The sequence below is a fragment of the Microbispora sp. H10949 genome (assembly GCF_014161435.1).
Classification (GTDB): Bacteria; Actinomycetota; Actinomycetes; order Streptosporangiales; family Streptosporangiaceae; genus Microbispora; species Microbispora triticiradicis.
The window spans coordinates 210,810-235,300 of record NZ_JABBWZ010000012.1 but is presented as its reverse complement, the minus strand read 5'-3'; the positions used below and the strand labels follow the sequence as shown (position 1 = coordinate 235,300).

Here is a 24,491-nt window from a genome sequence, read left to right as displayed (position 1 = left end):
GCGATGACGGCGGCACTGCCATCGTCCGTGCGGAGCTACCACGTCAACAGTGGCGACGGCATCGAGGGGCTGTCGCTGCGGACCCACGAACCGCGCACGCCAGGCGTCGGCGAGGTCGCGGTCATGGTCCACGCCGTCTCGCTCAGCTTCCGCGAGCTGCTGGTGCTGCGCGGGCAGTACGTGTTGCCCGTCAAGCCGGACGTCATCCCGGTCTCCGACGGTGCCGGGCAGGTCGTCGCCGTGGGGCCGGGCGTCCAGCGGGTACGACCGGGCGACCGGGTCACCGCCACGCTGTTCCCGCAGTGGCTGGACGGCCCCCTGCAACCGTCGTACCTGCCACAACTGGGAGGTTCCCTCGACGGCATGCTCACCGAACTCGCCGTCCTCCCGGAGCAAGCCCTCGTCCCGATTCCCGACCACCTCTCCTACGCCGAGGCCGCGACGCTGCCGTGCGCCGCGGTGACCGCGTGGAACGCGCTGACCGGGGACGGTCCTGGGATCCAGCCCGGGTACACAGTGCTGACCACCGGCTCGGGCGGCGTATCACTGTTCGCGGTACAACTGGCCAAACTTCTCGGCGCGAGAGTGATCGCTACGACCGGCCGGACGGAAAGAGACCAGCACCTCCGCGACCTGGGCGCTGACGAGGTCGTCAACTACCGCGCCGTTCCCGACTGGCACACCGCGGTCCGCGGCATCACCGGCGGGCGCGGGGTGGACCGGGTCGTCCACACCGCCGGACCTCTGGAGCAGTCACTGAAGTCGCTTGCCGTCAACGGACACGTCGCGTTCGTCGGGTCCGTTTCGGGTGACTGGCGGCCACTCGACCCTCGCCTGTTGTTCGGTGTCGCCGCGACGGTCCGGGCGTTGGCCGTCGGGAGCCACGCGCAGTTCACCCAGATGAACGAGATCATCGCCGCACGGCGGCTTCGGCCCGTCATCGACCGAGTGTTCCCGTTCGAGGAAGCCGGCGCGGCGTTCCGGTACTACGAGTCGACCAGCCCGTTCGGAAAGGTCATCATCGAAATCCGATAGTCGGCGGTCGTGGCAGCGGAGTCCGCCACGCCCGCTCATCGGCTTGAGACGTCGCCGATCGGCGCACCGGTCGGCGGTACGGTGAGCGGCCGGGATCGGGACATCGGCCGCGGGACGGATCTCAAGGTTCAGCGGATGGCCGAGCACGTGCCGCGGAGACCCATGAGGCGGCTCAACTTGCCGTCGGACTCGGTCGGACGGCGCGGGAGATGCGGGAAGCTCGTGGCTGGAGTCAGAGCGAGTAGGCCCGTGCGGCTGAGGATGACACAGTCAGCGGTGCGCGCTTCCAGGCCGGAGGTATCGTCCCGATGTTGTTCGCTGACCTGCCCAATGCAAGGCAGGTCAGCGGCGGGGTAGCACGCCCAGGAGGGTTGCGGTCAGGGCCAGCTTCAGAGAGTCCTTCAGCTCCAGGTGGAAGCGGGCGAGGTCGGGCTCGGCCTGGTAGGCCTCCTGCAGGCTGGGTGGGGGTGTGCTGTACGCCGACAGCGCGCCGGCCATGACCATGGTTTGCAGGCTGAACAGTGTCGCGTTCTCGCCCAGCTCCGGCAGGTAGTCCTGGATCAGGGCGGTCATGGTTGTCAGGCGGTCCAGGGAGGCGCGCTTGTAGCGTGCTACCACTTCGACGGAGACGTTGTGTTCCAGGACGCTGCCCTGTGCGCCGAAGAGGTCGCACAGCACCGTTCGACTGGAGAGCGAGCGGCTGAGGATCTCTGCCACCGCTGCCGCTCGCTCGGCCATGGGTAGATCTTCGTCGACGCCGGCGGCCAGTTCGCCCGCCAGTTCCGTCAGCCACTCCTGCAGGAAGCGGTCCAGCAGTTCCAGCAGCACCGCCTCGCGAGACTCGAAGTAGCGCAGCACGTTCGGCTTCGCCAGGCCTACCCGGCGGCTGAGCTCGTTCAGGGTGACCGCGGCCACGGGCATCTCGTGGAGCATCGCCGACGCCATGTCGAGGATCGCCTGCCGGCGGATCTCCCGCTGCTCTTCGGTTCTCGCCCGCTGGAAAGTCACGGTCGCCAGCTTAATTTAAGTACCTTCGGTACGTTGACAACGTACCGAAGGTACTTTAGCGTTACGGAAGGAAGATACCTTCGGTACGTTAGTTGGGAGCCTGGCATGGGCGAGAAGTGGACGACGGCGAACATCCCGGACCAACGCGGGCGGGTGGCCGTGGTGACCGGGGCCAACACCGGACTGGGGTACGAGACCGCCAAGGCGCTCGCCGAGCGCGGGGCGTCCGTGGTCCTCGCCGTGCGTAACGTCGAGAAGGGCGAGCAGGCCGCGGCCGGTATGACCGGCGACGTGACCGTGCAGGCGCTGGATCTGACCTCGCTCGACTCCGTCCGGACCGCGGCGGCGGCGCTGCGGTCCCGGCTCGACCGGATTGACCTGCTGATCAACAACGCCGGCGTGATGTACACCCCGAAGCAGACCACCCGGGACGGCTTCGAGATGCAGTTCGGCACCAACCACCTCGGCCACTTCGCGCTCACCGGGCTGCTGCTGGACCTGATGCTGCCGGTGCCCGGCTCACGCGTGGTGACGGTCAGCAGCACCGGCCACCGCATCCGGGCCGCGATCCACTTCGACGACCTGCAGTGGGAGCGGTCGTACAGCCGGGTCGCCGCCTATGGTCAGTCCAAGCTGGCCAACCTGATGTTCACGTACGAGCTGCAGCGCCGGCTCGCCACGCACGGCACCACCGTCGCGGTGGCCGCGCACCCCGGCGTGTCCAGCACCGAGCTCGCCCGCAACACCCCCGCGGCCCTCCGGCTTCCGCTCACCTGGCTCGCGCCGCTGATCACCCAGACGCCGGCGATGGGCGCGTTGCCGACCCTGCGCGCCGCCACCGACCCCGCCGTGCTCGGCGGCCAGTACTACGGTCCCGGCGGACGTTTCGAGGTCATGGGCCACCCCCGGCTGGTCACCTCCAGTTCGAAGTCGTACGAGGTAGCTGTCCAGCAGCGGCTGTGGGCCGTCTCCGAAGACCTCACCGGGGTGAAGTTCCCCGTCGCTCAGTCCAAGCAGAACCCGTTTCTCTCCGGATCGGCCGACACGATCTAGCCCGCGCCCGCTGACCCGGCTCAGGCCCCGGCGGCGCGTTCGATCGCCACTCCCACCCCGTCGAGCAGGTGGTCAAGGCCGGCGCGGAAGTCGTCGTCCGGAGCGGCCCCCGCTTGGGGGTCGAACACCCCGGCCTCGACGGCGCGGGCCAGCGCCGGGAACCGGCCGGGGTCGGCGAGCTCGGTGAGCAGGGCGGCGTACGCCCGGTCGGCCCCTTCCTCTGGTTCGGCGGGGATGGACGTCAGGAGCTGGGCGGCGCCGCGCACGTAGTGCAGCACCAGCATGACCACCGAGAACCGGGCCCGCGGGTCCAGCGGCGTGCCGCCGAGGGAGCGCAGCGCGGCGTCGAGCCAGGCGAGCTGGCCGGGGTCCATCGGCGGGGAGTTCGTCAGCTGGGCGATCCACGGATGCCGCAGGTAGACGCCGAACAGCTCGACGGCCCACCGGGTGAGTGAGCCGCGCCAGTCGGCCGGCGCGGTGTCGAACTCCGGCGGCGTGCCGGGCGCGGCGGCCAGCATGAACAGCTGCAGGTCGTCCTTGCCGGTCACGTGCCGGTACAGCGACATGGGCGCGCAGCCGAGCCGTTCGGCGAGCCGGGCCATGGACAGCGCGGCCAGGCCCTCCTCGTCGGCGAGGGCGATGGCCGCCGCCACGATCCGCTCCAGGCTGAGCGCGGGCGTGCGTCCCCGCCCCTTCGGTTTGGCCCGCCCCCACAGCACGTTCAGCGCGTGCGGCAGCTCGTTCCCGATGTCGTCCGGCATTCCAGTGAGCTTAGCACTTTGCGTACGGCCTACGCATTGCGTATATGATACGCATTAAGCGTATGGGATACGCATCCTCGACCGCCCTCTTGGAGCCGTCATGCACACGACGATCGACAGTCCTCCGCCGGTATCGGCCCACCGGCGTCCGTGGTGGCGGCGCCGCTGGACGGTGCCGCTCGCCCTGGTCACGGCCGGGTTCCTCGCGTTCTCGCTGCCGCCGTACCTGACCGGGGACCCGTCGCTGTCCCGGGTGCCGCAGCCACAGGGGTTCGGCCTGCACTACCCGCTGCTCGTCGCGCACGTGCTGTTCGCCTCGGTTGCCATGGTCACCGCGTTCTTCCAGGTGTGGCCGTGGTTCCGGCGGCGGCACCGGGTGTGGCACCGGCGCGCCGGGCGGGTCTACGTGTTCGCCGGGGTGTTGCCCGCCGGGCTGACCGGTCTGGTCATCGGGGCGCGTTCCCCGTTCGGGCTGTTCCTCGCGGTCAGCGACGTGCTCCTCGCCCTGCTGTGGCTCGCCTTCACCCTGGCGGGCTGGCGCGCCGCCCGCGCCCGCCGGTACGCCGACCACCGGCGCTGGATGCTGCGCAGCGCCGTGCTGACCTACTCCATCATCACCAACCGGGTGTGGACCGTGATCCTTATCATCACCCTGTCCCCGCTGCAGGACACCGTCTTCCGCGGCGACCCCGATCTGATGGCGTGGACGATCTCCGGCCTGTCCGGCTGGCTCGGCTGGACGATCCCGCTGCTGGCCGTGGAGTGGTACCTGGAGCGCGAGGTGGCCCGCCGCGGCCGCCGCACCGCCCTCGCGATCTGATTCCTGAGGCCGGTCTCGGCCCGGCCCCGGAACGACCGCCGCCGGAGGCTCAGGAACCAGCCACGTTTGTGGGCGCGGTCCAGCCGGTAGCTCGGATCCACTCGACCAGGTCCAGGGTGGCCGGCTCGATCGAGCGCACCACCGCGAGGTCCGAAGGGTATTCCGCCGCCTTCGCGAACTCGCGGAACATCGCCTTGTCGAGGTCGTTGGGAAGCACGCTCAACGGGAGGGCCTCGTACCGTGCCGGGAGCCCGGCGCGCGCGCCGAACGCCGCGGCGATCTGGGGGCCCGTCAGCTCGTCGCCGACGAGCTCGACGGCTCCGCCGGGCGCCTCCGCGGTGTCGAGCAGGAGCGCGGCGGCGACCCGGCCGATGTCCCTGACCGAGATCATCTTCAGGGCGACGTCCTCCGGCAGCGGCAGCCTCAGCACGATCTCCCCATGCTCCAGGCTCGGTGCCATCACGCTCGCGAAGTTCTCCATGAAGGCGGTCGCGCGAACCATCGCGGCCCTGAGGCCGGACTTCCTCAGATGCTCCTCGATCGAGTGCTTCGAGTCGTGGTGCGGCACACCCGACTCCCGGTCCGCTCCGAAGACCGAGTTGAACACGACGTGCGGGACGCCCGCCTCGACCGCCGCGTCGACGAGCGCGGTACCGATGCGGATCTCCGCCTCGACCTCTTCGAGGCTGTTCGCCTCCGGGGTCATGAAGTAGAACCCCTGGACCGTCGCCAGCGCGGCGGCCAGCGACGCCGGGTCGTCGGCCCGGATGGCCGCCAGCTCGACGCCGCGGGCGGCCAGCGCCTGAGCCCGGTCGGACTGCGGGTTGCGGACCAAAGCCCGCACCCGCGCCTTGTGGTCCAGCAGCGCGTCGACCACCGCCCCGCCCTGTTGCCCCGTCGCGCCGAAGACTGCGATCGTGCCGGTCGTCTGTGCATTCATCGCTGCCACCCTTCATTAGTTCATGGCATGAACGAAATTAGTTCATGGCATGAACATCGTCAAGGTGCGGGTGTAGCGGGACCTCACGGTGTGATTGGTCTGTTCGAGGTGGGCGAAGAGAGGTCCGAGGTGTCCACGATGGCGGTGGCCACGCGCTCGAAGTCGCGCTGGTCGTCGGCGTCGAGGTTCCTGGCGATCTCGGGCAGGCGCTTGGCGACCTCGGCGTAAACGGCCTCGGCGAGCACCTTCCCCGTGGGCGTCGCACTGAGCATGACGACCCGTCGGTCCTGCGCCGAGCTTGCCCGGCCGACCAACTCGCGCCGCGCGGTGCGATCGACCAGCTGGCTCAATGCGTTCTTGGTCATACCCAACGACGCGGCGAGGTCAGCCATCTGCCGCGGCTCGTTCCTGACTGCGCAGAGCAGCGTGGCCTGCGAGGGGGTCAGGTCGAACTCGGCGCAGATCTGCGCGTACTTGCGTTGAATCACAACCGAGAGCCAGAAGAGCTTGTCGCCATAGTCCACGCCGACCTCCCCGGTCTAATGACGAACGATCAGCCTACTCGTCGCAGGCCGGCAGACCACGCCGCTCACCAGGAGATGCACACCTCTGCCATGGTCGCGGCTACGGCATTGGCTCAAGCGGGTCCTGTCATGATCGTCAGATCCGACGTGCCGCACCTGAGCGCCCTGACGGCGGGTCACGAGCGGATACAGGTCGTTCACGTCGACAAGATCAGCCGATAGCACCGTCACGTCGAGGCCGCCTGCGTGAGTTCGAGTGGCCGGCGAGGGCCCACCGCGATGATTTATTGCCCCAAGTGAACCGGCCGGGACAGCCAGATTTCCGGCACCTGATCGCCGAGATGGTCGAGCGGATGCCCGGCGCCGTCCTCGTCATCATCGCGGCCGGCCGCAACGTGCACGCCGGCGAACCGACGGAGTTCCTCGCCGCTCACGATGTGGGCTGAGCCTTTGTCCGGAACGGCACTTGAGTCTCAAGTAACCGGAGACTCCAGGATCGATGCCGTGGGCGGCGCGTTGTTCGTTTCCGCCGTCCGCGACCCATCCGATCCGACTCCGGGAGAGCGCATTCCATGCCGCGATACGTGACGCCGTCCGCTGAGGATGGCAAGCGCCTCATCAACGACTTCATCGACGAGACTTTCGGTGATCTGGACGCCAACCCGGACTTCGTCGCCATGCTGCGTACGGTGGTGCCCGAGATGCCCGCCGATCCCAGCCCTGAGCAGCTGGGCGCCTGGGCGGAGCTCTCCGAGCTGGTCCGCGACGCCGACTTCAGGGCCAGGGTCCGCAGGATGGCCGAGCATCAGGCGGCCGAGAGGGCGGCCGGGGATCAGACCGGTCTGCATCACGAGGTGACCGAACTGGTCCGGGAACGGGTGCGGCAGGCGCAGGCGGACGGGGTCGAGCCGGGTTCGCAGGAGGCGCGAACGGTGCTGGTGGAGTTGATCGCCGGATACACCGCGACATTCGGCCATCCCGATAGTGCCGAATACCGCCGGAAGCTGCTGACTCGGCTGGAGATCGCCGATGATCCCCGTACGGAGCGGTACTTCGCCCTGCTGCACACGATCAACGGCTGGCCGGTGCCGCCGAGCCTGGCGCCGGCGTTCGACTGGTTCACCCAGGCGCTCCGGCACCATCCCGTTCCCTAGAGGCCGGGTACGCGGGGTCGAGTGCGGCGAGGAACCAGCGGGCCGCAGGGACCGGATCGGGTTTCGGGGGCGTACCGTTGATCATGGCCAGTAGTTGCCAGTATCGGGAGACCCGAGGGTCGGCCCCGATGCGGATCCGCTCGGCGAGCCAGAGCCGGAACCCGGCGTCGTCGGACCGCCGGTGGGCCTGGGCGAAGACGGCGACCAGCTCGTTCACGATGGGCCGGGCCAGGGCGGAGACCGGCGCAATCCCGTCCGCCAGGGCGCGGCCGACGAGGTCCAGCGCGGCCTGCTCGGCCCGCGCCCAGCTCTCGTGGTCGCCGTGCTCGGCGCCGGAGGAGCGGTCCGTCGCGTGCCGCTCGAACGCCTCGCGTACGCTCTCCCGGAAGTGAGGGTCGCCGACCAGGTGCGCCAGCTCCAGCCACGCGTCGAGCTGCTCGGCCGATGGGTCGTCGGGCAGGTCGGGCAGCATCGAGCGCAGGTGCGCGGCGAACGCGGGCTCCATGTCGAGCCCGCGCGTCGCTTCGGCCACGAGGTCGGCCACCAGCTGCCGGCGCCGCTCCGCCGGTAGCCGGGCGAGCCGGTTCACGTGGGCGATTCCGGCCGTGCCGGTACGGCGGGTGGTGACGTAGCGCAACACCGCCTGGCGTACCCGCAAGGTCTGGATCTGGCCCTCCATGGCCGCGATCTGCCCGTCGGCGACCTCGGCCAGAGTCTGCGTGTCGGCGAGCACCCGTGTGATCGTCGCGATCTCGACGCCGAGATCTCGCAGCGTACGGACGAGTTCCAGCCGGTCCAGGGCGTCGTGATCGTAGAGCCGGTAGCCGCCGGCCGACCGACCGGCTGGAGGTACCAGCCCTTCGTCGGAGTAGTACCGGACCGTCGGCACCGGCACCCCGGTGAGCCGCGCCACTTGGCCGATCGTGTAGAGCCCTTCGTCCTTCACACGTCCAGCCTGGCTCATCAGCCGCTTTTCGGGGCAGATCCACGCTCGCGAGCGAATGCCGAACAGCAGCATCGTCCGTCGGCGTGGACGGGCGGCCCGGACATTCGTCACCCGATCGCGGCGTGGAAACAGCGCCCGAGCCACAAACCGGCATGATGTGATGATCTGCATGAATGAGGTGGAACGACAGGTTTCCGGCGATCCTGATCTGCTGGTCAGGATGGAGCAGAACCTTGCCGAGCATGCCTGCCACCTGCACCGTCGCATGGATCGCTCGACTGTCACGGAGACGGACGACCTCCTGATCGCCGACAGCGGGCTCGACGACGACACGTTCAACATCGTCGCGGCGGCGCGTTTCACCGCGGACACCGCCCCCGCGCGGGTGGAGGAGACCGTCCGTGCGCTGGCCGCGACCGGTCGCCCCTTCTCCTGGTGGGTCGGCCCCGCCTCCACACCACCGAACCTCGCCTCGCTCCTGAAGAGAGCCGGTCTGCGGGCGGCCGAGGCCGAGACGGGCATGTGGAAGGACCTGCATGCCGCCCTGCCGCAGCCGCACGCCGATGACCTGGACATCCGCCTGGTGACGACTCCGGAGCGGCTCGCCGACTACGCGATGGTCCTGGCCGCGAACTGGGACCCGCCGGCCGCGACGGTGCGCCGGTTCTTCACCGACGCCGCCGAGTGGGCCCTCGCGCCCGGCTGCCCTGCCCGGTATCTGGTCGGCTACGTGAGCGGCCGCCCGGTCTGCTCGGCCGAGGTCTTCTTCCACGGGGGAGTCGCCGGAATCTACAACATCGCGACCCTCGCGACGGACCGCCGGCGCGGCTACGGCGGCGCCATCACCCTGGCCACCTTGCACGTCGCGTACGACGAGGGCTGTCGCACCGCGGTCCTGCAGGCTTCTCCGGACGGTGAGCCCGTCTACCGCCGCCTCGGATTCGATACCTGCGGCCGGTTCACCGAGTACGCCATCGCACGCGGCGCTTCCGCAGGAACTACGGGGACTGGGCCGGATCAGTCGACCAGGCCGGCGCGGTAGGCGGCGATCGCCACCTGTACGCGGTTCGTGACGGCGAGCTTGTCGAACAGGTGGGAGATGTGGCTCTTGACCGTGGCCTCGCTCATGTTCAGACGGGCTGCGATCTCGGTGTTGGAGTGGCCGAGCCCGACCTCGGTGAGCACCTCGCGCTCGCGGCCGGTCAGGGTCTCCAGCCGGGCGAGCGCGTCACGGCGGCGCCGGATGGGCTGGTCGGTGGTGAGCCGGTGGATCAGCCGCCGAGTGACCCGCGGGGACAGCATCGAGTCGCCGCCGTGCGCGAGACGTATCGCCCGGATCAGGTCGTGCGGCGAGGTGTCCTTGAGCAGGAACCCGCACGCTCCCGCCTCCAGGGCGGTGAAGACGTGCTCGTCGCTGTCGAACGTGGTCAAGATGATCACCGCGGGTGGCCGGGCGAGCCGGCGGATGGCCCCCGTGGCGGCCAGGCCGTCGTACCGGGGCATCCTGACGTCCATCAGGACGACGTCGGGCCCCAGGCGGCGGACCGCGTCGACGGCCTGGTCGCCGTCCTCGGCCTCGCCCACGACCTCCACGTCGGGCGCGGACTCGATGATGAACCGCAGTCCCGCGCGGATCAGCGACTCGTCGTCAACCAGCAGTGTCCTGATCATGTGATTCCCTTGGGAACGCGTCCGCGGCGTGCCACGGCAGCCGGCCCTCAAGACGCCAGCCTCCCGCATCGTCCGGCCCGCCGCGCACCGTTCCGCCGATCAGCCGGAAACGCTCCGCCAGGCCCTCCAGACCGACCCCGGCGCCGGTCTCCACACTCGGCTGGGCCGATCGTCCGTTCGTGACCGCGATCGTGACGCCGTCTTCCCTGTTCCCGGTCGCCGTGACCGTCACCGGGGCCCCGCGGGCGTGCTTGTGTGCATTTGTCAGCCCCTCCTGGACGAGGCGATGCGCGGCCCTGGCCGTTTCCGGTGGCCACGTGCCGATATCGCCGTGCAGGGTGACGGTCCCGCCGGCCGATACCCAGGAGTCCACCAGCCGCCGCAGGTCGGGGAAGCCGTCGTCGTCGTCGGGCCCGGCGCGCAGCACGCCAAGGATCTTGCGCAGCTCTTCGAGCGCCTCCTGCGCGCTGACCCTGATCAGCGCCGCCTCCCGCTCGACGCGCTCCGGCCCCGCGCTCGCGTTCACCTCCAGGCCGCCGGCGTGCAGCGAGATGAGCGTCACCTTGTGCGCGAGCACGTCGTGCATCTCCCGGGCGATCCGGCCGCGCTCAGCGGACCTCGCCTGCTCGTTGCGCAGACGCTGCTCGGTCTCGGCGCGTTCGGCGCGCTCGCGGAGCGATCGGGTCAGCTCGCGGCGGGTGGTGGCGTACGCCCCTGCCGTCAGCGTGACCCCGGTGGCGGTCACCGCCGAGATCAGCGCGTCCGTGCCCAACGTGCCGCCGTCCACCCACTGCTGGGCCAGGAACCCCGCCATGCCGATCGCCGCCATAGCCAGGAAACGCGTGCCCGCGCCGGAGAACAGGCTGATCAGCAGCGGGCCCGGATTGCCCGACAGCACGTACGCGCCCGCCCCGGCGACGGCCACCGCGACCGGCCACCGGCCCCGGAACCACACCGCACCCGTGCCCGCCAGCCCGGCGGCGGCGATGACGGGTCGTGGCAGCGGCGCCCACGGCGTCTTGACCGCCAGGACGGTGAGGAACAGGGAGAGCGCCACGGAGGCCGCGCCGATCGCGTGTGGCCCGAGCGCGGCCACCCGCCGCAGCGCCGCGCGGTACGACAGCATCGCTTCAGCGTAGCCAGGGCGGCGGCGCGCCACCTCATACCGGCGTCGATGCCGTACGCCGGGCGTCTCCGACTTTCGTCGGAGACGCCCGTGGCCGCGATGGCGATGTGGCCGGACCCTCGCCGGCCGCATCGTGGATGGCCTCGACAAGGTCAGGAGCCGTCCCGTGTATCTCTTCCGTTCGATGCTCGTCGCGGTGTGCGCGGCGATGACGATCCTCGTGCCGCCCAGCGTCGCCCCTCCTGCCGCGGCAGCCACCGATCTTCCGGACGGACGCGCGCTGGCGGACTTCTTCGACGCCGCGATGGCGGACGGGCTGGCCGCCGACCACGTGCCGGGCGCGGTCGTCTCGGTGGTGGGCGGTGGGAAGACGCTCTTCAGCAAGGGGTACGGACTGGCCGACGTAGAGAACCGCAGGCCCTTCGACCCGGACACCTCGATGGTCCGGATCGCCTCGATCACCAAGCTGTTCACCTGGACCGCCGTGATGCAGCAGGTTCAGCGGGGCAAGCTGGACCTGAAGGCGGACGTGAACCGCTACCTCACCGCGTTCCGGATCCCCGCGACCTACCCCCGGCCGATCACGCTGCAGGACCTGATGGACCACACGGCCGGGTTCGAGGACCGCACGATCGGTGTGGGGTCGCGGAGCAAGGACGACGTGCCGCCCCTGGCGGACTATCTCGCCGACAACATGCCCGCGCGGGTGCGCCCGCCCGGCGAGGTGTCGTCGTACTCGAACTATGGGGCGGCGCTGGCCGGATACATCGTGTCGCGGGTGAGCGGGCAGCCGTATGACGAGTACGTGCGCGACCACATCCTCGCCCCGCTCGCGATGCGGCACAGCACGGCCGCCGAGCCCGTCCCCGCCCCCTTGGCCACGGATCTGGCGCGCAGCTACGACTACGAGGGCGGGGCGTATCGGCGCAAGCCGTTCGTCTTCGACAACCTCGCCCCCGACGGGTCGATCAGTGCCACCGCGAACGACATGGCCCACTTCATGATCGCCCACCTGCTGGACGGACGCTTCGGCGGCCGGCGCATCCTCGACGAGCCGACGGCGCAGCTCATGCACCGGCGGACGTTCGCGGCCGATCCGCGCGTCGACGGGTACGCCCACGGGTTCAAGGAGCAGACGCTCAACGGGCATCGCGTGATCATGCACGACGGCGGCTGGGAGGGCTTCCAGAGCGCGTTGCTGCTGGTGCCCGACGCCGACCTCGGCCTGTTCGTCTCCACGAACAGTCTGGACGGGGCCGACGCCATGACCAAGATCATTCCTGCCTTCTTCGACCGCTTCCTGCCCGGAAAGCGCGCCGTGCCCGACGGCGGTGCTTCCGTCGTGCCTGTCGAGGGCTTCTACAAGCTCACCCGGTCCGCCGAGTCCAGCATCGAGAAGGTGGTCGCCCTGACCGGTTCCACCCGGCTGCGGGTGGAGGGCGGGAAGCTCACCTTCAGGGGCTCGACGTGGAGCTCGCTGCGGCCCGGGCTGTATCAGCAGGACGGCGGCACGCAGCGGCTGGCGCTGGTGACCGGCGCGAGCGGTGTCGCGTACGTGGCCACGGACGGCCCCGCCTACCAACGCGTCCCCTGGTGGGACAGCCCGCCGGTCAACGTCGTCATCGTCCTGCTGTTCGCCGTCACCGCCCTGACCGCCGTGCTCGGCCTGCCGGTGGCCGCTGTGGTCCGCCGGGCCAAGAAGCGTCCCGTTCCGCGTGTCTGGCGTGCCGGGCGTGTCCTGACCGGGCTCGCCGCCGCGGTCGGACTGGTGTTCGTGGTGCTGTTCACGCTGGTCCTGACCGGCGACACGAGCATCCTGTACGGCGTGCCGGCCAACGTCCAGGTCCTCCTGGTGCTGCCGCTGCTGGTCCTCGCCCTCACCGTCGCCGCGCTCGCCACCACCGTGAGGGCCTGGCGGGGCGTGGGCGTCCTGGCCCGCGGCCACCAGGTGGTCGTGCTGGCGGGGCTGCTCGCCCTCCTCTGGTTCTGCCTGCACTGGAACCTGCTCGGCTGGCACCTGTGATCACCAGTATGCGGAACGGAGCTGTAGCAGGTGATACATGAGGAGCCGGCGCCTGGGCGGCGCCGGCTCCTCGTCTCAGTCAAGCGGCCGGGGCCGGCGCGGCCAGTGCCTCGGCCCGGACCACGTCCCGGGCTGAGCGGCGCAGGAGCCGCACCCCCACAAGCACCAGCGGCGCGTAGCAGGCCAGGGCCGCCACAGCCCCCACGACCGGGGGTAGCGTCGCGGCTGCCACGAACGGCAGCAGGATCACCGGCACTGTCCACCAGCCGACCACTCCCGCTCGGGCGAGCCCGGCCAGAAGCAGCGGGAGCATGGCGACGCCGCACAGGATTCCGGTGAGTCGCCACACGGCGAGGGTCGGGTCGGCCGTGACGGTGTCGAACACCTTCACCGCGTCGGCGAGCGGCACCACGTTCGGCATGGTGGCGGTGAACCAGTCGGAAAGCAGCATGCCGGACATCTGGATGGCGCCGAACATGGACAGTGCCACGCCGGTGGCCGTCAGTTTCCGGCCCCTCGGGCCGCGGAGCAGCGTCAGGGTCGCCGGTACGCCGAGCGCGATGAGCGCCCAGGCGTAGTGGAGCAGGTTCGCCGACAGCAGCGACAGCCCGTGGTCGGCGGCCAACGAGGCCAGATACCCTGCGGAGGAGTCATCCTCCTGCGGCGGTGAGGTGAGCATGCCGCCGAACATCAGGACGGGGGCGAGTACGAGCGCGAGGCCGGCGAGGCGGCGCAGTGGAGCGGAGGCGGCGGACGTGGCGTCCATGGGGTGTCCTTTCGGCTGTCTCTTGAGCTGCCGTAACGCTATGAGCGCGCACCTGCCGGCCGGATCGGCCTAGCGGGCCGTCCCGGATGCGATCCCAGGTCACCCCGTCGGCTGCCGGGTCCTCTCCGGAGACGACCCGCGGCCTTCTGCCGTCCTTCTCACGTCTGATCCGAGGGTCGGCCCCTTTCGTTACCGTCGGTGTGCCGACGACGAGGGGAGCGGGCGTGGGAACACCATGGAGCCGCCGGAGACGGCTGCTCGCGGGCACCGTGGCGGGTGCGTTGTTCGCCGTCCTCGCGTTGGTCGAGGTGTACGGCGACCCGCGCGGCGCCGATGACCGGCTCACCACCGCCGGGCTCGGCCTGGTGCTGGTGATCTGCTTTCCGCTCGCGGCGCGTTATCCGATCACCGCGATGTCCGTGGCGATGCTGTCCTTCCCGTACGCGATCCTGACCGGTGCGGAAGGAGTGGGCGGGGCCCAGCTCATCGCCGAACTGGTGCTCGTGGTTCACGCGGCCTACCGGGCCGAACCTCGTCTTTCCCTCACCGCGTCGGTGTGTGCCGCCGTGGTTCCGGCGGTCGCGCTGGTCTGGGGTGGCGAAGGGCCTTGGGAGTTCGTCTTCTTCGGCGCGCTGGTCGGGGCCGCCTGGGTTCTCGGCACGTTGCTGCGGCGGGAGCAGTCGCGCTCTCGCCAGTTGGCCGCGCTCGCCGCGGAGCTGGCCGCCGAGCGGGAGGCGCGGGCGCGGGCGGCGGTGGCCGAGGAACGTGCCCGGATCTCCCGCGAGCTGCACGACGCGGTGGCGCACACGGTCAGCGTGATGACCATGCAGGCAGGGGTGGTACGGCGCCGGTTGGCCGACCGGCCGGTCGAGCACGACGCGCTGTCGCAGGTGGAGGAGCTCGGCCGGCGTTCCGTCACCGAGTTGCGCCGGGTGGTCCACCTCCTGCGTCCCGACGAGGCCGACCGGCTGGCTCCGCCTCCGTCTCTGCGGAGGATCGACGACCTCGTGAATGAGGTGCGTTCGGCAGGGCTCCAGGCCACGTCCACGGTGTCCGGTACGCCGGCCTCGTTGCCGCTTGGTGTTGACATGTCCGCGTACCGGATCGTTCAGGAGGCGTTGACGAACGTGTTGCGCCACGCGGAGGCGGCGGTCGCGACGGTGACCGTGACATACGAGCCGGCCGGAGTCAGCGTCCGGGTGGTGGACGACGGGCGGGGCGCCACCGCGCTCGGACCGGGGCCCGGCGGCGGGCACGGCCTGGTGGGGATGCGCGAACGGGTGGGCATGTTCGGTGGGGAGTTGCGGGCCGGGCCGCGTGCCGAGGGCGGCTTCGAGGTGTACGCGCGCTTCCCGCTCGCGGAGGGGACACGATGATCCGGGTGCTGCTGGCCGACGACGAGGCGATCATGCGGGCCGGCCTGCGCATGCTGATCTCCGAGGAGCCGGACATGGACGTCGTCGGAGAGGCGGCCGACGGCGACGAGGCGGTGCGGATGGCCGCGACGATCGGACCCGACGTGGTGCTCATGGACGCCCGCATGCCCGGCCTCGACGGCATCGCGGCCGCCCGCGCGATCACTGCGGCGCATCCCGAGATCAAGGTGCTGGTGCTGACCACACTGGACGAGGAGGCCATCGTGGACGGGGCGCTCCGCGCCGGGGTCGCGGGCTTCCTGCTCAAGGTGTCGCCCCCCGAGCAGTTGCTGGAGGCGCTGCGCGAGGTGGCCGCCGGGCGCGGTCTGCTCGATCCGGCGGTGGTCCCGTCGGTGATCGACAGGTACACGAGGGCGCCGGCGCCGCAGCCCCGGCACTCGGCGCTGGACCGGCTCACCGGCCGGGAGGCCGAGGTGTTCGCCCTCGTCGGCCGCGGACTGTCGAACTCGGAGATCGCCGCTCGGCTCTACCTCGGGGAGACCACCGTGAAGACGCATCTGGGCAGGGTGCTGGACAAGCTCGGGCTGCGCGACCGCGCACAGGCCATCGCCTTCGCGTACGAGAGCGGACTCATCCGTCCCGGCGAGGACTGAGGATCCACGCGCTGGTGAACGCGTAGGCGTTGCCGGGCCGCACCACAGGGTCCGCCCCCCACGCGGGTGACCGCGATCGTTTGCTTGAGCAGGCGGCCGACGGTGCCGGTTAATGTACGCATGGAGTCGAGTGAGGAACTGACCATAGGGGAGCTGGCAGAGCGGTTCGGCCTGGCCACGCATGTGCTGCGGCACTGGGAGAGCATGGGCCTGATCGAACCCGCTCGGCGTGCCGGCGGTCAGCGCCGCTACGGGCAGGACGCGCTGGTGCGAGTGGCGCTGATATTGATGGGTAAGGAGGCCGGCCTCGGGCTGCGTGAGCTGAGCGCCGTGCTGTCCGCTCCTGATCCGATGGACCACCGGGACCTGTTGCGCCGCCACGTCGTCGAACTGGAGCAGAGCATCGCGCGGGCGCGCGCGGCCAAGGATCTGATCGAGCACGCCCTCGCCTGCCCGCACAGGTTCGCGGACTGCCCGCACGCCCGCGAGCAGATCGCGGCCCGTATCCCGCCGGCCGGAGCGCCGGCGAGGGCCTGATCCACCGGACTGTGGACCGCACTCGTCGGGGTGTGGCCCGTGGCCGGATTCGCGGCTCCGCTCGGACTGCCCTCATTGGGACTCCCGCCCCGAAACCCCTGGCGGGGGCTCCGCCCCGGCAGTCCCACAGCGGAATCCCCTTCCGGGGTCAGGCCGTCGTGCGGCGGAGCCAGCCGGCCAGTTCCCGGCGGTTCGAGACGCCCAGCTTCGCGTAGACGCGCTGCAGGTGGTTGTCCACGGTCCTGACGGAGATCGTCAGCTTGGCCGCGATGTCCTTGCTCGGCATCCCCTCGGAGGCCAGGATCGCGACCTCCCTTTCCCTGGCGGTGAGCGGTACGGCCGCGTCGGCCGCCTGGAGCATGGGCGTGCGCGCGCCCTCGCACAGGGCCGCGCTGGCGGCCGCCCGCGCGGCCGCGGCGGAGGCCTGCCTGGGGTTGCCGGAACGGCGCCACAGCTCCGCCGCGGCGCTCGCCGCCTCCGCCGCGAGCAGGCTCGCCCCCATCCGGTCCAGGTCTCCAGCCACTGCTGTCAAGCCGCCCTGGTCACCAGTGGCCAGCGCGGTCGCCAGCCGTGCCCGGGCGGCGGTGAAGGGCCCTCCGGTTCTCGCGAGCTCCGCGAGCCGGCCCGCCGCCTCCGCCGCGACGCCGAGCCGCGCGAGGTCCGTAAGGAGCACGGTCTCGGAGGAGAACTGCCCCCGCTCGCGGGCCTCGGTCGCCGCCGCCCTGAGCACCGTCCTGGCCGCCTCCCGGTCTCCCCGCGCGACGTGCGTCCACGCCTCGCCGAGCCGTTCCTCGGGCACGTGCACCGGCGCCGCGAGGCCGGCGTGCTCGGCGAGGGCGGCCTCCGCCGCGCGCACGTCACCCTGCAGGGCCGCGGCCGCGGCGAGCCCGGCGAGGGCGAGCGGACGGATGACCACTGCCTGGGGGCGGGTGTCGCGCGCGATTTCCGCGTACCACCGACGCGCCGAGGCGGGACGGCCGGCCATCAAGGCGTTGCGGGCGAGTGGAAAGACCAGGAGTGTACGCTGCCACCCGGTCGGCGCCGCACCCGGATCGGTGTAGGCGCGCTCCGCGGTGACGCGTGCCTCCTCCAGGCGCCCGCTCTCGGTCAGGGCCAGGACGAGGGCGGACCGCGCGGCCGCCTCCTGCGGGCTGCGGCTTCTGCCCTCCGCCCTCGCCCTGGCGCACAGGGCCACGGCGCGTTCGGCCCACCGCACCGCCTCCTCACTCCGGCCGAGAAAGGACAGCGCGCTGGACCTCGTCGCGGCGGCGGCCGTCCAGGCCGCCACGCCCGCGATGTCTTCCGGCGGCGGCTCCCCGTCAGGCATGCCGTCGAGCAGGCCGAGGCTCTCGGTGTGGTGGCCCAGGCTGGAGAGCATGTTGGCTTCGTTCACCCGCAGCGCCCACAGCCCGGCGGCGCTCGTGACGCGGTCGCGCGCCGCGTCGTTCGCGGCGACGGCCTCCTCGCGGCTCGCACCGCGGCACCAGATGAGATTGTGGGTGCGCGCCAGCGCCACCGCGAGCGCGCGGCTCTCTGTGGCGGCACACCTGTCGGCCCGGCACAGCACCTCCTCGGCCTCCTGCGGCCGGCCCGCTTCCGACAATGTACGGCCGAGCAGGAGCAGCGCCGGGAAGGTGAGGGCCTGCTCGGGAATCGCCCGGAGGAAGACGAGCGCGCGGGCATGGTCGTCGCCGTACGCGGCGAGCCGGGCGGCCTGAAGGAGGAGGGCCGGATCGGCGGTGCCGGTGCCGGCGAGCCGGTAGGAGGCCAGGCGCATGGCGTCCTCCCGGCGGCGCGAGCCGGTCCGTTCCAGCCTGTTCGCCTGCTCGCGCAGGATCTCCCGGCGCCACCCCTCGGTGATGCCCGCGGGCAGCACCTCCGCGTAGAGAGGGTGTGCCAGGCGGGCGTACGTGCGCCGTCCCTCCCGTACGACGGTGACGAGTTCGGCTCGCTCCAGCTCGTCGAGGGCGTCGGTGCCGGGGTCGCTTTCCAGGTCGGCCACGGACACCGGGCCGCACAGCGCGAGGACGTCGAGGAGGCGACGGCCGCACGGCGCCACCGTCGCGAGCCGGTGGCGGATCAGATCGGTGAGGCGGCGGGTGACCGGAAGGAGCTCGGTGGTGGGCAGCTGCCAGATCTCCCCATCGTTCGTCAGCCGGCCTTCGGCCAGCGCACCGCGTACCAGCTCGCTCAGATAGAGCGGATTGCCCCCGCTCGCGGCGTGTAATCGGTCGACGGTCTCGCGGTGGACGTGCCCGGCCAGGGCGCACTGGAGGAGCTCGTGCACCTCCCGCCAGGTCAGCGGCGCGAGGTCGGCGTGATGGACGGCATCGCCCCGCCCGAGCGTCACGACGCTCTCTTCGGACGAGGCGTCGGAGCGCACCGTGCCCACCAGGAAGACGGCGCCGGTCTCCATGAGCTGGCGCAGCAGCAGGGCCGAGGCGGTGTCGAGCAGGTGCAGGTCATCGATGAACAGGACGAGGCGGGCCGTCGCGCTGTAGGCCCGCGACATGAGCCGGACCGCCGTCGCGAAGCCCGCGACGGGATCCGACAGGTCCACGCCGTCCGGCAGCAGATGGGCTATCGCCCCGAGGGGGATCTGGGCCGCCGCGCCGGTCGCGACCGCGCGACCCACGGCGTGTCCCCGGCCGACGGCGACGGCGAGGCATTCCTCCGCCAGCCGTGTCTTGCCGACGCCGGGCTCCCCGAAGAGGAGGAACCCGTTGTAACCGGTTTCATCAAGGACCGTCGTGAACGCCTTCCGCTCCGGTTCACGGCCTACCAAGGACCATCGTCTCGGCACCATCTCAGCCGTCGACACCGCAGCTTTCTCCTTCCGCTGGACAATCGGGCGCGTCGTACGGGAGCCGGCCGCGTCGGCGGGGCCGGCCGGAGACGCCTCCTGATTGTCCGACGGGAGCCGATGGCGGGGGAGGGGAAGGTGCGAAAAACCGCACATCGGTAGTGATGCCGTTTGTGACGACCGCGGGCACACAGCACGGCGGGCCGGGCGGGTTGAGGTTCCCTACAGCGCGGACACCTGGGGTGTGGCGGGCGGAGCCTGCGTCATCCTGTTCGCGGATGCGGGCAGCCGGAGGGCCAGCCGGTGAGCGAGGATCGCGGCCAGGCCGGACATGACGATCGATCCGGTGATCAGATGAGCGCCCAGACCGTGCTGGAGCATCAACCCGGCCAGCGCGGGCCCGAGGGTGAATCCGACCGTGAAGGCAAGGGACGTCGCGGCGTTGTAGCGGCCGGACAGGAGCTCGGGGGCGAGATCGTTGATCATAGGCAGAAGGGCCGGGGACAGCATGGTCTCGCCGATTCCGACCATCACGGCCGCGAGGACGCAGGCGGCGATCGTCAAGCCGGTGCCGGGCGGGGCCGGGACGGTTCCGCGGGCGGCGGTACGGCGATGAACGCTGTCCCGGCCGCGGCGACCGACCATCCGCCGATCAGGGCGGCACGCGCGCCGAAACGGTCGATCGCCATACCTCCCGCGAGGTTGGTCGTCAGGGCGCCGACGCCCACCGTGGCCGCCGCCAGCCCGGCTGTTCCGATGGCGATCCCGCGCACGTCGTGGAGATGAACGATCAGGAAGGGCATGGTCATGCCGGTGCCCACCGCGGACAAGGCGTGTGAGACGAGCGTCATCCAGGCGGATCGCGGCAGCCTCGGCATCAGGTCCATGCTCGGATTCCCCCGGGCCGGCCGGCCCTGCGTACGCGTGGCCGTGCTCCGCGGCTCACCCCGCGCGGCCCTTTCCCGGAGGACCTGCCGGTCACAGAGCCGTGTCGTCGGGGATCGACGGCGTCGGACCGCGGGGATGGCCGAGTGCGGTGACGCCGAGCACTATCTCGGACATATGGTCACAGCCGACAAGCTCTTCGAGTTCCTCGTCGCGGACGGCCGTGGCGAAGACGGCGCCCAGGCCCATGGCCGTCGCGGTCAGCAGCACGGTCTGGCTGACGTGACCGAGCCCGAGCGAGATGTCCCGGTAGGCACGAGCGGCCTCGTAGCGCCACTGGCTTCGCTCGATCATCGCCGTGTAGATGAGCAGTACGGGAGCCGCGGCCAGCCAGGCCTGGCCGCCCAGCGCCGACACCAGCCTCTCGGGGGAAGGCGCGTCCCCCATCCGCGTCACCCCGTGGGCCGATGGCGAGAAGTGGTATATCGCCGGTTCGAGACCACCCTCCACGTTGCCCGCGTACAGGTAGATCTCGATGGGGTCACGTGCCCCGGCCGAAGGGCTGGCCTTGAAGACGTTGTGGCCGAACTCCGGATCGTCGCGGAAGGCGATGATGCCGCCGGCGGCTGTCAGGATGCCCGCCAGGTCGTCGAGAGCGACGGGCTTGTCGAGATAGGCCCGTGTCGAGCGCCGTGTCCACAGGGCGTCCATCAGGCGCGGGCGGGGCCAGCCGGCATCACTCGGCCGCTGCTTGCGGAGCGCGATCAGCGGCCGGCCGGCGGTCGGCTTGAACGGCGGCGGGGCGGGAGAGGCGCCGACCTTCTCACGAGTTCTGGCCTTGTCCTCTCCGGCGGTCAGGATCCTGCTGCCGGACCGTGCACGAGTCGCGAAATGGTAGTACGCGGCCGGTGGCCCCCACACTCCCCACCGCTTCTTGAGCTCGTTCTGCCGCTCATGCCGGTCGGAGCCCTCGGCGATGAGGAGGCCGGCCTCCAGCAGCCGCTCCGCGATCGGGACGAGCGCGGCGTCGAACCGTTCGATGCTGCGCAGCTCGCGCCACTTCCCGAACCACCACAGTACACGCGAGCTGTCCTCGGTCAGGGCGAACTGCTGCTGATGGAGGTAGTCGTCCCAGACCAACCTCCCGTCGTCCCAGTAGAGCACCGCGTGCTCGGCGACCCGCACCCTCATGACGAGACCTCCTCGAAGGCGTTGATCAGGAAATCGCACACGGCCGAAGAGACGGGCCTTCCCTCGACGTGATTTTCCAGCCACAACCAGTCGAACGCGGGATTCACCTCGAGGAACACATATCCCCACGGTGTGTCGAGAAGGTCGAAAGCCGCCAGCTGTAGATTCCACTGCTCGCAGAGCAGGGTGAGCGGCCCGGTCAGCTCGGGCGGCATCGGGACCCGCTCGATCGACACCTCGGAGACGTCCAGCCGTTCGACATCCATGGACCGCTTGTCCAGACGAAAAGCGACGAACTCACCGTCGGCCCAATTGATCCGCAGCTCCCCGCTGGACGGCACGAACTCCTGGACCAACACCGGGGCGGACTCCACCGTCCGGTCGTCCGACAACTCGGCCCGGCTCACTCTCCGGGGGAACAACCCGATCGCATTGCCGGGAGTCTCCTCGATCAGATGCTCGCCCAGGCTCTTCATCACCAGATCACCAGATCCCGGGATCAGATCCGGTGCGAGGCCCGGACACGTGGTGACCACGCTGGCGGGGACCCGCAGTCCCGCTTTCCGCGCCGCCGCGAGTTGCGCTATCCGGCTCGGCTGCCACCGTCCGGTCAGGCGGTTGACCATGACGACGTCCATGGGCGGCTGCATGCTTTCCGCCCACGCGCCCCACTGCTCCCGCACATAGTGAGCGATTCCGTCCGGGGCTGGGGCGTCGATGGAACTCGCCGAGAAGTACCGCGACCAGAAGACCCTGGGCCGGAACTGTTCACCTCCCACGCTCACGATCCCGCGGAAGACGTCCCAGACCAGCTCGGCTCCCGCGCAACGGTCGCTGTCGATTCTCAGCAGGGGTATCCCCGCCGCCGCCAGACGCAGGGAGATGTAGTCGGCCTCGCGGTCGTCGGCACGCGTGATGATCATGACGCACGGCATGCAGCCGTCGTCATATCGTGCGGGCCGGCCCACGAGCGACTGGAAATCGAGGGACCGTGCGGACAGTTCGGCCTTGAACGTCTGCCTTCTCAACAGGAGGGGAACGCCGGGTTTCGCCATCATCGGCTCCGTTCGCCAAACGCGGGTGGGTCGGCGGGGATCCCGCCGACCCACCCGCCCGGATTCAGGTGGATCTGAATTCCGCTACGACCTCAGCAGTGCGTCTTGGCGCACGGGTGCATGAAGGTGGTGAGGTATCTGCTCGCGTAGGCCGTGAACGTGGCGTTCTCCACGGCGGCCCACTCCTCGAGCAGTTCCCGCCCCTCGCCGTCGGAGATCTCCAGTACCTGCTTGGCCATGTCCTGCACCGTCATCTCGGTGCCTCCTCCCGATCGGGAACCGACTCCTGCGCCCTCAGCATCGGCAATGGGCGCCTGTGCAGGTAGAGCAGGCACTACTCATTCAGCCGATCCGGCACTACTTACGAGGACGCGCCCCCTGCGGGTGCGGGCCCGCCTTTCCCGGCGTACGGGCCTGCCCCGCTTGGGCGGATTCCAGATGATGCAACATATCGGGGTTCTGATGCGTCTCAGCCGGGATGGACGAGAGGATTCCCGCCCGTGGATGACGCGCCGGATTTCGCGGAATTCGCCGCCGAGCGGATCGACGCGTTGTTCCGCTACGCCTACATGCTCACCGGCAACCCGCACGACGCCGCCGACCTCGTTCAGGAGGCGATGGTGCGGCTGCGCGGCGCATGGCCGCGCGTGCGGCGCAAGCACAACCCGGAGAGCTACGTGAGAACCACGATCACCCGGCTGCACATCTCCGTCTGGAGACGGCGCAGGCGCGAACACCTGGCATGGGAGGTGCCCGAACAGCCGCAACCGGTGGCGGAACCCCCGCTGGACCTCTGGGGCGAACTGGCCAGACTGCCCAAGAGGCAGCGTGCCGTACTGGTCCTGCGCTACTACGAGGACCGGTCGGACGCCGAGATCGCGGAGATCCTCGGCATCTCTCCCGGGACCGTACGAAGTCAGGCGTCCCGCGCCCTCGGCAAGTTGCGCGAGATCGTCACCCCGCTAAGGAGCCTGCGATGAACGACGTCGAAGAGGCGCTGCGCCGTACGTTCGCCCGCGCCGAGGCGCGGATCCCGGCCGTGCCGCCGGATCTGCTCCGCCAGGTGACCGAGGGACAGACCCGGCGCGGGCGCCGCGGCCTGGTGCCGGCGACCGCGATGGCCACCTGTCTGGTGATCTGGGCGGCGTCGGCCGTGACATGGCGGGCTCCCGAGCCGTCACCCGCCATCCCGGCCAAGCCCGCGCCGCTCGTTCACGAACCGCGGATCGTGGAGGAGATCGCGCCGCCGCTGGAACAGGTGCTGCCTTCGGTGGTCGCGGAGGTCCCTCGGAAGGTCCCCAACGGTGAGGCCTTCACGCCGAAGGCGTTCATCGATTCACGCACCATGCTCGGGTACGTGTCGAAGAAGGGCTACGATCCCGCGCCTGAACTGTGGGCTTATCACTTGGAAGCGCGAATCTTTCACCGGTTGGCCGTCATCGACCATCCCATCGCGCCGGTGGACTCGCCCGCTGTGGGCGAAGGTGTGATCGCCTGGTTCGAGTACGTGGACCGAGACATCCGCATCATGTCGATCCCGTTGACCGGGGGATCTCCCCGCGCGGTGGTCTCGTTCCCGGCCGAGCTCGATGTGGACAAGGTGAACGGGGACACCGTCTACGGTGTGGACCTGGCCGTCGGAGGCGGCAGGATCTTCTGGTCGTCGACCAGGTCGGGGGGCGTCAACCAGGTTCCGGTGGCGGGCGGCGAACCGTCGTCCGTCCCGGGCACGGAGGGGTTGCGTCTCTTCTCCTGGCCCTGGGCGGGGCGTCCCGCCGATGGTCCGGCGGCCATGACGAACCTGCTCAACCTGAGCACGGGGGAGCGGCTCGACGATCCGGCGCGGGCGCAGTGCGCTGTGACCTGGTGCATCACCGGCAGCCAGGCGATCCGCCGGGACGGCAGCCGGGTTCTGGACCTGCCGGGCGACAACCCCCGGTCGATCGTGGCCGACCGCTTCGTGACGCTGAACCAGCGCGACGAGCGGGGGCGGAAGGCCTCAGTGATCTTCGATCTCGCCGCGGCACGGGCCGGCAGGCTGTGGATGCGCGACGACCGCAAGGCATCTCCCACGCTCTACATCGGTACGGAGATGCTCTACTTCAAGCGCGGTGACAAGTGGGCCGTCATTCACGACCCGGACCGCTAGCACCGGCCGGGCCGG

General features: G+C 70.5%; 26 protein-coding genes. 12 read left to right on the top strand and 14 right to left on the bottom strand.

All coding sequences use genetic code 11. The features are described 5' to 3' along the window. The first annotated feature begins 3 nt into the window (after positions 1-3). A complete protein-coding gene (locus tag HHX40_RS29300) occupies positions 4-1,035 on the top strand; it encodes a zinc-dependent alcohol dehydrogenase family protein (protein ID WP_220499706.1) in 1,032 nt (343 codons plus the stop codon). A gap of 342 nt (positions 1,036-1,377) precedes the next feature. Here HHX40_RS29300 and HHX40_RS29295 read toward each other — a convergent pair whose 3' ends face one another. Continuing rightward, positions 1,378-2,043, bottom strand: a complete 666-nt coding sequence (locus HHX40_RS29295; protein ID WP_182883162.1) for a TetR/AcrR family transcriptional regulator — start codon at positions 2,041-2,043, stop codon at positions 1,378-1,380. 105 nt (positions 2,044-2,148) lie between these two features. Here HHX40_RS29295 and HHX40_RS29290 point away from each other — a divergent pair, with 105 nt between their 5' ends. Continuing rightward, positions 2,149-3,096, top strand: a complete 948-nt coding sequence (locus HHX40_RS29290; protein WP_182883161.1) for an SDR family NAD(P)-dependent oxidoreductase — start codon at positions 2,149-2,151, stop codon at positions 3,094-3,096. A gap of 20 nt (positions 3,097-3,116) precedes the next feature. On the opposite strand, the gene HHX40_RS29285 is transcribed toward HHX40_RS29290, so the two are convergent. Next, positions 3,117-3,857, bottom strand: a complete 741-nt coding sequence (locus tag HHX40_RS29285; RefSeq protein WP_182883160.1) for a TetR/AcrR family transcriptional regulator — start codon at positions 3,855-3,857, stop codon at positions 3,117-3,119. A 100-nt stretch (positions 3,858-3,957) separates the two neighbouring features. Here HHX40_RS29285 and HHX40_RS29280 point away from each other — a divergent pair, with 100 nt between their 5' ends. After that, a complete protein-coding gene (locus HHX40_RS29280; protein WP_182883159.1) occupies positions 3,958-4,677 on the top strand; it encodes a DUF2306 domain-containing protein in 720 nt (239 codons plus the stop codon). Positions 4,678-4,726: 49 nt separating this feature from the next. Here the strand turns inward: HHX40_RS29280 and HHX40_RS29275 are convergent, their stop codons facing one another. Together HHX40_RS29275 and HHX40_RS29270 are read right to left on the bottom strand one after the other, a co-directional pair. Further along, the gene (locus tag HHX40_RS29275) at positions 4,727-5,617 is read right to left on the bottom strand and encodes an NmrA family NAD(P)-binding protein (protein WP_182883158.1); all 891 of its coding nucleotides are present in this window, start codon (positions 5,615-5,617) and stop codon (positions 4,727-4,729) included. 83 nt (positions 5,618-5,700) lie between these two features. Further along, positions 5,701-6,141: a MarR family winged helix-turn-helix transcriptional regulator gene (locus HHX40_RS29270; RefSeq protein ID WP_182883157.1), complete on the bottom strand. Its 441-nt coding sequence runs from the start codon at positions 6,139-6,141 to the stop codon at positions 5,701-5,703. A 296-nt stretch (positions 6,142-6,437) separates the two neighbouring features. Between HHX40_RS29270 and HHX40_RS29265 the strand changes: the two genes are divergently transcribed. Beyond that, positions 6,438-6,587, top strand: a complete 150-nt coding sequence (locus tag HHX40_RS29265; protein ID WP_182883156.1) for a hypothetical protein — start codon at positions 6,438-6,440, stop codon at positions 6,585-6,587. Positions 6,588-6,713: 126 nt separating this feature from the next. Then, on the top strand, positions 6,714-7,295 hold the full coding sequence (locus HHX40_RS29260) for a hypothetical protein (protein WP_182883155.1): 582 nt from the start codon (positions 6,714-6,716) through the stop codon (positions 7,293-7,295). On the opposite strand, the gene HHX40_RS29255 is transcribed toward HHX40_RS29260, so the two are convergent. Then, complete coding sequence (locus HHX40_RS29255; protein WP_182883154.1) at positions 7,261-8,241, bottom strand: MerR family transcriptional regulator; 981 nt, start codon at positions 8,239-8,241, stop codon at positions 7,261-7,263. The two genes, HHX40_RS29260 and HHX40_RS29255, sit on opposite strands and share 35 nt — an antisense overlap. Before the next feature lie 220 nt (positions 8,242-8,461). Here HHX40_RS29255 and HHX40_RS29250 point away from each other — a divergent pair, with 220 nt between their 5' ends. After that, positions 8,462-9,283, top strand: a complete 822-nt coding sequence (locus HHX40_RS29250; RefSeq protein WP_182883153.1) for a GNAT family N-acetyltransferase — start codon at positions 8,462-8,464, stop codon at positions 9,281-9,283. Here the strand turns inward: HHX40_RS29250 and HHX40_RS29245 are convergent. Further along, positions 9,259-9,912: a response regulator transcription factor gene (locus HHX40_RS29245; protein ID WP_182883152.1), complete on the bottom strand. Its 654-nt coding sequence runs from the start codon at positions 9,910-9,912 to the stop codon at positions 9,259-9,261. The two genes, HHX40_RS29250 and HHX40_RS29245, sit on opposite strands and share 25 nt — an antisense overlap. Beyond that, complete coding sequence (locus HHX40_RS29240; RefSeq protein ID WP_182883151.1) at positions 9,890-11,038, bottom strand: sensor histidine kinase; 1,149 nt, start codon at positions 11,036-11,038, stop codon at positions 9,890-9,892. The genes HHX40_RS29245 and HHX40_RS29240 overlap by 23 nt, the downstream gene beginning before the upstream one ends. Before the next feature lie 166 nt (positions 11,039-11,204). Here HHX40_RS29240 and HHX40_RS29235 point away from each other — a divergent pair, with 166 nt between their 5' ends. Beyond that, positions 11,205-13,061: a serine hydrolase domain-containing protein gene (locus HHX40_RS29235; protein ID WP_182883150.1), complete on the top strand. Its 1,857-nt coding sequence runs from the start codon at positions 11,205-11,207 to the stop codon at positions 13,059-13,061. A gap of 79 nt (positions 13,062-13,140) precedes the next feature. Here the strand turns inward: HHX40_RS29235 and HHX40_RS29230 are convergent, their stop codons facing one another. Further along, positions 13,141-13,827 (bottom strand): hypothetical protein, encoded by a 687-nt coding sequence (locus tag HHX40_RS29230; protein ID WP_182883149.1) that lies wholly within the window; start codon positions 13,825-13,827, stop codon positions 13,141-13,143. A gap of 224 nt (positions 13,828-14,051) precedes the next feature. Here HHX40_RS29230 and HHX40_RS29225 point away from each other — a divergent pair, with 224 nt between their 5' ends. The 3 genes from HHX40_RS29225 (at position 14,052) to HHX40_RS29215 (ending at position 16,393) form a co-directional block, all read left to right on the top strand. Beyond that, positions 14,052-15,203: a sensor histidine kinase gene (locus HHX40_RS29225; RefSeq protein ID WP_182883148.1), complete on the top strand. Its 1,152-nt coding sequence runs from the start codon at positions 14,052-14,054 to the stop codon at positions 15,201-15,203. After that, entirely contained in the window at positions 15,200-15,856 is a 657-nt protein-coding gene (locus HHX40_RS29220; protein ID WP_182883147.1) for a response regulator, read from the top strand. Before HHX40_RS29225 ends, HHX40_RS29220 begins: the two co-directional genes overlap by 4 nt. A 120-nt stretch (positions 15,857-15,976) precedes the next feature. Next, on the top strand, positions 15,977-16,393 hold the full coding sequence (locus HHX40_RS29215) for a MerR family transcriptional regulator (protein WP_182883146.1): 417 nt from the start codon (positions 15,977-15,979) through the stop codon (positions 16,391-16,393). A gap of 148 nt (positions 16,394-16,541) precedes the next feature. On the opposite strand, the gene HHX40_RS29210 is transcribed toward HHX40_RS29215, so the two are convergent. The 6 genes from HHX40_RS29210 to HHX40_RS29185 all read right to left on the bottom strand — a co-directional run bounded on the left by HHX40_RS29210 (position 16,542) and on the right by HHX40_RS29185 (position 22,581). Continuing rightward, complete coding sequence (locus HHX40_RS29210) at positions 16,542-19,214, bottom strand: helix-turn-helix transcriptional regulator (protein ID WP_220499704.1); 2,673 nt, start codon at positions 19,212-19,214, stop codon at positions 16,542-16,544. A 204-nt stretch (positions 19,215-19,418) separates the two neighbouring features. Further along, the gene (locus HHX40_RS29205; protein WP_182883145.1) at positions 19,419-19,760 is read right to left on the bottom strand and encodes an MFS transporter; all 342 of its coding nucleotides are present in this window, start codon (positions 19,758-19,760) and stop codon (positions 19,419-19,421) included. Further along, positions 19,757-20,083 (bottom strand): MFS transporter, encoded by a 327-nt coding sequence (locus HHX40_RS29200; RefSeq protein ID WP_182883144.1) that lies wholly within the window; start codon positions 20,081-20,083, stop codon positions 19,757-19,759. The genes HHX40_RS29205 and HHX40_RS29200 overlap by 4 nt, the downstream gene beginning before the upstream one ends. Positions 20,084-20,174: 91 nt before the next feature. Continuing rightward, positions 20,175-21,272: a SagB/ThcOx family dehydrogenase gene (locus tag HHX40_RS29195; RefSeq protein ID WP_182883143.1), complete on the bottom strand. Its 1,098-nt coding sequence runs from the start codon at positions 21,270-21,272 to the stop codon at positions 20,175-20,177. Continuing rightward, a complete protein-coding gene (locus HHX40_RS29190; RefSeq protein WP_220499703.1) occupies positions 21,269-22,330 on the bottom strand; it encodes a hypothetical protein in 1,062 nt (353 codons plus the stop codon). The genes HHX40_RS29195 and HHX40_RS29190 overlap by 4 nt, the downstream gene beginning before the upstream one ends. A gap of 89 nt (positions 22,331-22,419) precedes the next feature. After that, positions 22,420-22,581 carry a hypothetical protein gene (locus HHX40_RS29185; protein WP_182883141.1) on the bottom strand — a complete coding sequence of 54 codons (162 nt, stop codon included), beginning with the start codon at positions 22,579-22,581 and terminating at the stop codon, positions 22,420-22,422. 246 nt (positions 22,582-22,827) lie between these two features. Here HHX40_RS29185 and HHX40_RS29180 point away from each other — a divergent pair, with 246 nt between their 5' ends. Continuing rightward, positions 22,828-23,307: a SigE family RNA polymerase sigma factor gene (locus HHX40_RS29180; RefSeq protein WP_182883140.1), complete on the top strand. Its 480-nt coding sequence runs from the start codon at positions 22,828-22,830 to the stop codon at positions 23,305-23,307. Further along, entirely contained in the window at positions 23,304-24,476 is a 1,173-nt protein-coding gene (locus HHX40_RS29175; protein WP_182883139.1) for a hypothetical protein, read from the top strand. The genes HHX40_RS29180 and HHX40_RS29175 overlap by 4 nt, the downstream gene beginning before the upstream one ends. The last annotated feature ends 15 nt before the right edge of the window (positions 24,477-24,491 follow it).